Source organism: Actinoplanes sp. ATCC 53533, assembly GCF_003947245.1.
On sequence record NZ_QHHV01000018.1, the window covers coordinates 24,516 to 32,007 of the forward strand.

Annotated in this window: 7 protein-coding genes; 2 read left to right on the plus strand and 5 right to left on the minus strand. The window is 71.8% G+C overall.

Annotated elements, in window-relative coordinates; genetic code table 11:
- Positions 1–50 precede the first annotated feature (50 nt).
- Positions 51–524: a DUF6174 domain-containing protein gene (locus DMB66_RS07495; protein ID WP_199752100.1), complete on the minus strand. Its 474-nt coding sequence runs from the start codon at positions 522–524 to the stop codon at positions 51–53.
- 105 nt (positions 525–629) lie between these two features.
- On the opposite strand from DMB66_RS07495, the gene DMB66_RS07500 reads away from it, so the two are divergent.
- Entirely contained in the window at positions 630–2,756 is a 2,127-nt protein-coding gene (locus DMB66_RS07500; protein ID WP_233624367.1) for an alkaline phosphatase family protein, read from the plus strand.
- 24 nt (positions 2,757–2,780) lie between these two features.
- Positions 2,781–3,929, plus strand: a complete 1,149-nt coding sequence (locus DMB66_RS07505; protein WP_233624368.1) for a PQQ-like beta-propeller repeat protein — start codon at positions 2,781–2,783, stop codon at positions 3,927–3,929.
- Between the two features lie 20 nt (positions 3,930–3,949).
- On the opposite strand, the gene DMB66_RS07510 is transcribed toward DMB66_RS07505, so the two are convergent.
- From DMB66_RS07510 to DMB66_RS07525, 4 genes are all read right to left on the minus strand, one after another.
- Positions 3,950–4,780 carry an ABC transporter permease gene (locus DMB66_RS07510; RefSeq protein ID WP_125803293.1) on the minus strand — a complete coding sequence of 277 codons (831 nt, stop codon included), beginning with the start codon at positions 4,778–4,780 and terminating at the stop codon, positions 3,950–3,952.
- Positions 4,777–5,739 carry an ATP-binding cassette domain-containing protein gene (locus tag DMB66_RS07515; RefSeq protein WP_125803294.1) on the minus strand — a complete coding sequence of 321 codons (963 nt, stop codon included), beginning with the start codon at positions 5,737–5,739 and terminating at the stop codon, positions 4,777–4,779. Before DMB66_RS07515 ends, DMB66_RS07510 begins: the two co-directional genes overlap by 4 nt.
- A gap of 46 nt (positions 5,740–5,785) precedes the next feature.
- Positions 5,786–6,622 carry an SDR family oxidoreductase gene (locus DMB66_RS07520; protein ID WP_125803295.1) on the minus strand — a complete coding sequence of 279 codons (837 nt, stop codon included), beginning with the start codon at positions 6,620–6,622 and terminating at the stop codon, positions 5,786–5,788.
- A 53-nt stretch (positions 6,623–6,675) separates the two neighbouring features.
- The coding region (locus DMB66_RS07525; RefSeq protein WP_233624369.1) for a glycoside hydrolase family 76 protein at positions 6,676–7,492 on the minus strand (817 nt) is incomplete at its 5' end.

Here is a 7,492-nt window from a genome sequence, read left to right on the forward strand (position 1 = left end):
CGGGTACGACCCGCATGCGGGCCTCCCCAGTCCCTCGCCGAGAGGTGAACCTATCGCGACGGCGACGGCGAAACCTCGCTCGCTAACCCGATCGTGTAGTCCTCGATCGTGTAACACTCCTCGTCGTCGATGGCGCTGGACCGATCGATCTCGATCTTGGTGGGATGGGCGTCGCCGGGGTCCCGCTCGATCTTCACCATGCCCGTACCCTCGCTGCGGGCGCTCTCGGCCTGCGCCTCGAGCTGTCGCAGCGTCGGAACCAGGTCGGCGACGCGCAGCATCAGCGCCCGTCGCGCGGAGTCGTCGAGGCCCTCGGCGCGCACCACCTTGTCGTCCTGCACGGTGACCTGGAACCGGCCGATGAGCGCGCGCTCGCCGCACTGGGAGTCGAGGGTGAAGCCGTACTTGGCCGGCACCGTCCAGGTGGCCGGTGCCGACGCCTCCTCCATGATGTTGGGCTCATTGCCACACGCGCCGGTCAGCGTGAGCAGCAGCATTGCGGGCAGAACCGTCTTGATGCGCATATCGGCTCCGACGAGCGCGCCGAGCTCTCGGTTCCGACCGTACGGGGTGAGTGGCGTTCGCTACGTGGTGAGCGGGAGCCGCACCTGCTGTGCGATCGTTTTCTGGTGGCCGTAAGCACAGGGGACAGCCCGCGGGATCCCGTGCGGCTTCCCGGCGTCCGGAGCCGCCGGGCGGAGCTGCGCGCACTGTTCGCCTGGCCCCGGGTCATCGACCGCGCCCGTGCCGTCTTCCGCAGCGCGCTCACCACCTTCGTCGTGCTGACCTTCACCCTGTGGCTGATGCCCGGGGTGCGCAGCACGGACGTCATCGACACGCTCGGACTGGTGCTACTGGTCGCCGCCACCGGCGCGGTGCTGCGTCCGCTGCTGCTCGCCGGCGTGGTCGCGCTGGGCGGCTGGGGAGCGATGCTGCTCGGCGTCACCGCCCAGGTCATCGTGATGGTGGTGGCGCTGGAGCTGGATCCGTCCAAGCGGCTCAGCGGCTGGCCGACGGTCGGGGTCGCGGCGCTGCTGGCGGTGATCTGCGCGGCGATACTCGACTGGATGGCCGACAGCGGCACCGAGGACACCTTCGTCAAGGAGGCCCGCCGGCTGATGCGCGGCATCCGGCGCCGCCAGGCCCGGCAGAGCGGCGGGCGGCTGCTGACGTTGCGCCGGCCGCCGCAGGGCACCGAGCCCGGCCTGCTGATGGTGCAGCTCGACGGGGTCAGCGAGCCGGTGCTGCGCTGGGCCGTGCGCGCGGGCAACCTGCCGACCATCGGGCGCTGGCTGCGCACGGGCACGCACGCGATGCGCGGCTGGCACACCGGACTGCCGTCGACCACCCCGGCCGCGCAGGCCGGCATCCTGCACGGCGCCTCCCGGCAGATCCCGGGCTTCCGCTGGTACGAGAAGCCGGCCGGCCGGCTGATGGTCTCGAACCGGCCCCGGGACGCGGCGATGATCGAACCGCGGCTCTCCGACGGGCGGGGGCTGCTGCGCGACGGCGGCGTCAGCATCGGCAACGCGTTCTCCGGCGACGCGTCGATCAACCTGCTCACCGTCAGCCACGCCGCGCTGCCCGGCCGCTCGGCCCGCGGCTGGGCGGCCTTCATGGCCAGCCCGTTCGGCTTCACCCGGGCCCTGGTGCTCGGCGTCGGCGAGGTCTTCACCGAGCTGCACCAGGCCAGGCTGCAGCGCCGCCGCAACCTGCAGCCCCGGGTCAGCCGGTCCGGCGCGTTCCTGGCGCTGCGGCCGGCCTCGATGCTGCTGCGCGACGTCAACGTCTCGCTGATCGCCGAGCAGATGGCCCGCGGCGCCCCGGCCGTCTACTGCGACCTGGTCGACTACGACGAGGTGGCGCATCACGCCGGCCCGGCCCGGCCGGAGTCGATGCGGCAGCTGGAGAGCCTCGACCGGATGCTCGGCGTGATCGAGCGGCTGGCACCGGAGGCGGCCCGGCAATACCGGATCGTGGTGCTCTCCGACCACGGTCAGAGCCAGGGCGCCACGTTCCGGCAGCGCCACGGTGAGACCCTGAAGCAGGCGGTCGAGCGCTTCTCCGCGCCGGATTCCACCGACGCGCCGTCGACGCCGGCCGAGGCCGAGGCCACCGCGGAGCCCGGCTTCCCGCCGTCCCCGGTGGCGCCGCTGCTCGTCGTCTCCTCGGGCAACCTGGCGCTGATCTATCTGACCCGGTTTCCGCAGCGGCTGGACAGGGCCGCCATCGACCGGGAATATCCGCAGCTCATCACCGGCCTGGCCGGGCACCCGGGCGTCGGCCTGGTGATCGTCGACGACGGTGGGCCGGTGGCGATCGGGGCGACGGGCAATCACCGGCTCGTCGACGGCACGGTGCAGGGCGTCGATCCGCTGCTGCCGTACGGGCCGCATGCCCGGGCTGACCTGCTGCGGCACCAGGAGGCCGCGCACATCGGCGACCTGGTGCTGATCAGCTCGGTCGACCCGGTCACCGACGAGGTGGCGGCGTTCGAGGAGCTGGTCGGCTCGCACGGCGGGCTCGGCGGCTGGCAGACCGACGCGATGCTGGTGCACCCCGCCGAGTGGCAGATCACCCAGGGCGACCTGACCGGCCCGGACGCCGTGCACCGGCAGCTCGTCGAGTGGCTGGCGGCGCTCGGCCTGCGCACCCAGACGGCGGCCCAGGACGAAGTGGCCGCGGGGGAGCGGCTCGAGCTGGCCGACCTGGCACCGCATGGTGTGGAGCAACTTTCGCCGAGCCGCGACGGTTAGACCCATGTGCGTTTCTTCCAGTTTGTGCGTAGTTCCCGGCGTGCCTCCCTCCGGCTGCTGCTGACCGCCGGGGCGGCGGCCGCAGTCGTCGTCGCCTCCGGGGTGGTCCCGGCCCGGGCGATCAGCGCCAGCCCGGAGAAGGCCCCACTCTTCAACGGCTCCGTGTACGCGGTCGCGTACCGCGGCAGCACCGTCTACGTCGGCGGCTCCTTCACCAGCGTCGGCTGGGGCGGGCGCAGCTACGACCGGCAGCGGCTGGCGGCGTTCGACGCGTCCTCCGGCGCGCTGCTGAACTGGTCGCCCGCCGCCGACGCCACCGTCCGCGCCCTCGCGGTCAGCGGCTCCTCGGTCTACGCCGGTGGCGACTTCCACCGGGTCTCCGGCTGGCGGCGGGACGCGCTGGCCCGGATCGACGCGTTCTCCGGCGCGGTGGGCAGCTTCTCGCATGCGGTGACCGGGGCGCCGTACGCCCTGGCGGCCGGCAACGGCCGGCTGTACGTGGGCGGCAGCTTCGCCTCGGTCGACGGCACCGCCCGCCGCAACCTGGCCGCGTTCTCGCTGACCGGCGGCGGCCTCGACCGCACCTGGCAGGCCGCCGCCGACGACTCGGTGCACGCGCTGGCGCTGTCCGGCTCGCGGGTCTACGCCGGCGGCGCCTTCCACAAGATCAACGGGGTGACCGGCACGCTACGGATCGCCGCTCTCTCCGCCACCAGCGGCGGGGTGTTCAACGCCTTCCGGCCGAACGCGCCGGCGCAGGTCAACGCGCTGGCCACGGACGCTAACGGCGTCTACGCGGCCACCGGCGGCCAGGGCGGCAAGGTGCTCGCGTACTCCGGCGGCGGCGTGGTCCGCTGGACCCGGACCTTCGACGGCGACACCGTGGCCGTCGCCACGCTGGGCGGGACCGTCTATGTGGGCGGACACTTCGACCGGGCCTGCCTGACCAACCGCAACGGCAGCCAGGGCGCCTGCACCGACGGCGCGGTGAACCGGGTCAAACTCGCCGCGATCGACACCCGCGGCGGCCTGACCCCATGGGCCCCGCAGGCGAACGGCGTGATCGGCGTCCGTGCCCTGGCGGTCGACCGTCCCCAGGGCACGATCGCGGCGGGCGGCGACTTCACCACGATCAACAGCCAGAACCGCAAACGCCTGGCCTTCTTCGACTAGCGCCCGGCATGACACCCGCCTCAGACCTTTTTCCGGTACGCCCGCAGCGCCAGCGGCATGAACACCACCACGAAGCCGGCGCACCAGGCGAGCGTCCACCACACGTGGTTGTCGATCGGGGAGCCGAGGAAGAGTCCGCGCACCGCACCGACGAGGTGGGTCAGCGGGTTCACGTCGACGAAGCCCTGCATCCAGCCCGGCAGCGTGCTGGTGCCGACGAACACGTTGGACGCGAAGCTCAGCGGCATGATCAGGGCGAACATCAGGCCCTGGACGGCGCCCGGGGTGCGGACCTTCATCGAGACGTAGACCGGCAGCCAGCTCAGGCACAGCGCGAAGAGCACCGCCAGCGCGCAGCCCGCCGCCGCGCTCAGCGGGTCGGTGGTGATCCGGAAGCCCATCACGTAGCCGATCGCCAGGGTGGAGAGCGTGACGATCACGTACCGGACGATGTCGCCGAGGACCGCGCCGAGCAGCGGTGCCGAGCGCGGCACCGGCAGCGAGCGGAAGCGGTCGAAGATGCCCTTGGCGATGTCGGTGTTGAGGTTGACCCCGATCGCGATGCAGCCGGTCGCGATGGTCTGCGCCAGGATGCCGGGCAGCAGGAACTGCAGGTAGTCGTGGGTGGAGCCGGCGACCGCGCCGCCGAAGACGTAGACGAAGATGATCAGGAACAGCACCGGCTGCAGCGTCACGTCGATGAGCGCCTCGGGGGTCCGGGCCGTCTTGATCAGGCTGCGTTTGGCGAGGGCGAGGGAGTGCCGCAGGAGCCGGAACGGCCGTGGGTTCGGCTGCACCGCCGCGGGCATCACCGGGCGGCTGGTCCGGGGGTTGGTGAGCGTCGTGGTCATGCCGCCACCCCTTCCTCGATCTCGGTGCGCCCGGTGAGGGTGAAGAAGACCTCGTCGAGGCTGGGCAGGTGCAGGGCGAGCTCGGTGACCGCGACTCCGGCCGCGGCGAGCCGGGCGACCGCCTCGGTCATCGCGGCGTCGTCCGCGACCGGCACGGCGAGCATGCCCTTGCGGATCTCGTCGGCCGGGGCGCCGGAGGACACCTCGGCGAGGATCGCGGCGGTGAGTTCGAGCTGCGTCGAGTCGGTCGGGCGTACCGAAAGGGTCTGGCCGCCGACCACCCGCTTGAGCCCCTCGGGGGTGTCGTGGGCGATGACCCGGCCGTGGTCGATGACCGTGATCTTGTCGGCGAGCGCGTCGGCTTCCTCGAGATACTGGGTGGTCAGCAGCACCGTCGAGCCGGCGGTCACCAGCGAACGGACCACGTCCCACATGTCCTCGCGTTTGGCCGGGTCCAGGCCGGTGGTCGGCTCGTCCAGGAAGATCACGTCGGGGGAGCCGACCAGGCTCGCGGCCAGGTCGAGGCGGCGGCGCATGCCGCCGGAGTAGGTCTTGGCCTGCCGGCCGGCGGCGTCGGTCAGGTCGAACCAGTCGAGCAGCTCGGCGGCCCGCCGGCGGGCGCCGGAGCGGCCCAGGTCCAGCAGGGTGCCGAAGAGCTCCAGGTTCTGCCGGCCGGTCAGATCCTCGTCGACCGAGGCGTACTGACCGGTCAGGCCGATCACCTGACGGACCCGCTCGGCGTCGCGGACGACGTCGAAGCCGCTGATCCGCGCGCTGCCGGCGTCGGGGGTGAGCAGGGTGGAGAGGATGCGGACGGCGGTGGTCTTGCCCGCGCCGTTGGGGCCGAGGACGCCGAGCACGGTCCCCCGGGGCACTGCCAGGTCGACGCCCTGCAGGGCCTTCGTCGACCCGAAGTGCTTGACGAGGCCCTCGGCCTCGATCACCAGATCAGCTGTCATGCCGTCCAGCGTGCGCGTGCCCGCTGACACGGCACCGACACGGCGCCTACATGCCTCTGCGGTCGAGCTGACGCTGGATGACGTTCCAGTACCTGCCGGGCGCGACCCGGGCCAGCACGTCGGCCACCTTGGCCACCCGGGTGATGACCAGGCGGGGCTTGCGGGCCTGCACGGCCGCCACGATCAGCCGCGCGGCCTCCTCGGGCGGCATGGTCAGCGCCTTCTGGGTGAACTCGGCCGCCTCGGCCGCCTGCTTGCCGTCCGGGTCCGGCTCGGTGCGCCGGGCGCTGGTGGCGATGTTGGTCTTGATGCCGCCGGGGTGCACCACCGTCACGCCGACCTTGCCGGCCAGCTCGTGCCGCAGCGCCTCGGAGAAGCCGCGTACGCCGAACTTGCTGGTCACGTAGGCGACCTGGGTCGGGGGCGCGATCAGGCCGAAGAGGCTGGAGATGGTGACCACGTGGGCGCCCGGGCGGCTGAGCAACTGCGGCAGGAAGGCCTTCGTCGTGCGGATCACGGCGTGCAGGTTGATCTCCAGCAGCCAGTCGAAGTCCTTCATGCTGACCTGCTCGAACGTGCCGCTCAGCGCCACCCCGGCGTTGTTGACCAGCAGGTCGGCGCCGCCGTGGCGCTCCGCGACCGTGGCCGCCAGGTCGAGCCGGTCGCCGCCGTCGGAGAGGTCGACCACGTGCGTGCTGACCTCTTTCGCGCCCAGCTCACGGGCCAGCGTGGCGACCCGCTCCAGGCCTTCGGCGTCCCGGTCCACCAGCGCGAGCACGGCCCGGCGCCGGGCCAGGTCGAGCGTCAGCGCGGCACCGATGCCGCTGGCCGCGCCTGTGATGACACACGTGCGCCCGGCGAATGCGAAGCGTTCCACGGTCATTCCCCCGTCCCTGGTCCCGGGGGAACATCATGTCACCGTCGTTGACAGTTGCCTCACGGCGCCGCGTTGAGCAGGTCCACCGCGCTGTGCTGGCAGCTGTGGTTGGTACCGGCGTACGGGCCGGCCCAGTGCGAGCCGTACGAGTCGATGCTGTCGCGGTCCGCGGCGTACGCACGATCGGCATTGCGCTGCAGGTAGGTGTTGTATGCCCCGCCGGCGGCCGAGTTCAGCACGCCTAGCCCGCGGATCGCCGCACCCTTGAAGGAGACCCCGTCGCCGCCGCAGGTATCGGGCTCGTTCGGCTCCCGCAGGATCCCGCCGGGCGACAGGTAGCTGCTGGTGGTCATCGCGTCGGCGATCCGGCGGGCGGTCGCCAGGGCGTTCGCGTCGCCGGTCAGCCTGTTCAGCTGCACCAGCGCGTTGATCAGCACGCCCTGGTTGTAGGTCCAGGTCACGTCGCCGTTGTTCTTGCAGGTGCCGAGGTTGATCCCGTCGTTGACCAGGTTCGAGCCGTTCAGCATGCCGGTGCCCTGGAACCAGGACCAGCCGGCCTGCGCGCGCTGCCGGTAGACCGTGTCATTGGCGATCCGCTGGGACAGGGCGGCGTTCAGCTGGATGTACAGGCTGTTCGGAATGGCATTCTTGACCGTCTTGTCGGTCCGCCAGTAGACGCCGCCACCGCACCTGCTGTCCCAGTAACTGAACATGTGGTCGGCGTCGGCCCGGGCGGTGTTCAGGTAGCGGCTGTCGCCGGTCACGTCGTACGCGGCCACCCAGGCCAGCCCCCACCAGCCGGTATCGTCGAGGTATTCGTTGCGGAACTGTCCCTGCCGGGCGTTCACGTTCTTGTCGTAAGTAGCCGCGATCGCG